The 2,151-nt window shown below is 61.0% G+C and carries 1 protein-coding gene and 2 tRNA genes; all 3 read right to left on the bottom strand.

Annotated features, from left to right (window positions below; all coding sequences use genetic code 11):
• Positions 1–491 precede the first annotated feature (491 nt).
• Positions 492–578 (bottom strand) — tRNA-Leu (locus tag DPV79_RS41340).
• Between the two features lie 109 nt (positions 579–687).
• Positions 688–1,677, bottom strand: coding sequence for an aliphatic sulfonate ABC transporter substrate-binding protein (locus tag DPV79_RS41335; RefSeq protein ID WP_113048167.1), 990 nt, complete (start codon positions 1,675–1,677; stop codon positions 688–690).
• Between the two features lie 356 nt (positions 1,678–2,033).
• Positions 2,034–2,120: transfer RNA gene (locus DPV79_RS41330), tRNA-Leu, on the bottom strand.
• Between the last annotated feature and the right edge of the window lie 31 nt (positions 2,121–2,151).

Genomic DNA, 2,151 nt, shown 5'->3' with positions numbered 1-2,151 from the left:
CCAGGAGAGGACTCGAACCTTCACGATGTTGCCACCGCTAGGACCTGAACCTAGTGCGTCTACCAATTCCGCCACCTGGGCACGTTTTGCAGTAGCTGCTTGCTGCAAAGAAGCGAAATTATAGCGCGTCTTTGGTGGCTGTCAACAGGATTTGAGGTCGCGAACGAAAATAATTTGACGGATTTGTTTGGGCATCGAGCGAGGTGCGCAAACATCGCGGCGGGGCGACCGACGTGCATCGTCGAACACTTGTGATGGGCGGGTTTGCGCGGGCTGATCCCTTCCGGATGCCGGAAATGCAGGTGAGCCGACTGGAAGGAGTTTTTTCAGGAAGTGGAGGGTCAGGAGGGAGGGCTGGGTCGCACATGTGTAACCCGAGTCACGCATGCAAGCGCAGCCTTTCGACGCCCCGCTCGGAGCAACCAAGCGCTTTGCTTCCTGGGCTTGAAATGAAAAAAGGCCGGCTAGAAGCCGACCTTTTTAAAAACAGATGGTGCCCAGGAGAGGACTCGAACCTCCACGATGTTGCCACCGCTAGGACCTGAACCTAGTGCGTCTACCAATTCCGCCACCTGGGCACGTTTCGCTTGCTGCGATGCGAAGACCGCTATTTTAGCGTGTCTTCGCAGCGTGTCAACACAATTTCATTCGAAGCGATAAAAATATTGCCCCTCGCGCGACGGATTCTCACGCGCCGACCGGAATCGCGCGTTTCGCGTCGAAATTCCAGCGCTGCGCCTGACTCGTGTCGACTCGGGCCGGCAGCAGTCCCGCCGCGAGGAATGTGTCGGCGATCTTCTGCTGTTCGCCGAAGTTTTGTGCGACCACCGCGCGAACGAGATAACTGCGCCGCGCGTTCGCGCGCGCGATCGTCGCCGCGTCGAGTCCCCAGATCGGCGCGAGCGTATTCGCTGCGTCCTGCGGGTGGTCGCGCAGCCACGTGCCGGCCTGCGACAGCTGGTCGAACAGGATCTGGACGACCTCGGGCCGCGCAGTGGCGAAGCTGGTCGACGCGAGGTAGTAGCGCTGGTATGACGCGAGTCCGTTGCCGTCGGCGAGAATCCGTACGTCGGGATTGCGGTCGACCGATGCGACATAGGGATCCCACGTGATCCATGCGTCCACGCTGCCACGCTCGAACGCCGCGCGGCCGTCCGCGGGCGTCAGGTAGTGGATCGTCGCATCGGCCGGCCCGAGCTTCGCGCGTGCGAGTGCGGCAAGCAACAGGTAATGGCTGCCGGCCGCCTTCGTGACCGCAATGCGCGTGCCCTTGAGATCGGCTAGCGTACGCAGTGTGCTGTCCTGCTTGACGATGATCGCCTGCGCTTTCGGCGAAGGCGCTTCCTGTGCGACGTACACGAAACGCGCACGAGCAGCTTGTGCGAAGACCGGGACCGTATCGGCCACGTCGGCGCTGAAATCGACCGCGCCGATGTTGAGTGCTTCCGTCAGCGGCAATCCGCTCGCGAATTCATGCCACGACACGCGCAAGCCGAGCGGCGCCAGCGCCTGCTCGAGCGCGCCGCGCGTCTTGAGCAACGTGATGAGTGTCGACGACTTCTGGTAGCCGATGCGCAGCACATCGGGTGCGTTCTCGGCGCGCGCTCGGACGCCGGCGGCAGTGAGACCTGCGGCCAGCATCGCGCGCGCGAATGCGCGGCGGTTCATCGGCGTCATGGATCGTGCTCCTTGTCTGGTTCGTTGCATTGAAGCGAGCCGGCTAACGTACCAACAGGGCGAGCGGACGATAACCGATAAATTCTGCTATCGATCCTGCCGGCGGGCATAAGAGCGGGGCGCCGGTGATTGCGGCGCGTCCATGCTTATGCGGTCGAAATGAAAAAGGCCGGCAGAAGCCGACCTTTTCAAAAAACAGATGATGCCCAGGAGAGGACTCGGTCACACATGTGCGACCCCGGCTGCGCTTGCAAGCGCAGCCTTTCGAGTCCTCACGCAAAGCGCGCAGGCGCTTTGCTTCCTGGGCTTGAAATGAAAAAAGGCCGGCTAGAAGCCGACCTTTTCAAAAAAACAGATGGTGCCCAGGAGAGGACTCGAACCTCCACGATGTTGCCACCGCTAGGACCTGAACCTAGTGCGTCTACCAATTCCGCCACCTGGGCACGTTTTGCAGTAGCTGCTTGCTGCAAAGAA

Source organism: Burkholderia reimsis (assembly GCF_003294055.1).
Lineage (GTDB): Bacteria > Pseudomonadota > Gammaproteobacteria > Burkholderiales > Burkholderiaceae > Burkholderia > Burkholderia cepacia.
The sequence above is the reverse complement of the archived record's forward strand: the minus strand, read 5'-3'. Positions and strand labels throughout refer to the sequence as shown.

Excerpts from the sequence above, each read along its gene's own strand:
- DPV79_RS41335 (WP_113048167.1), bottom strand. The coding sequence starts at position 1,677 with ATGACGCCGATGAACCGCCGCGCATTCGCGCGCGCGATGCTGGCCGCA.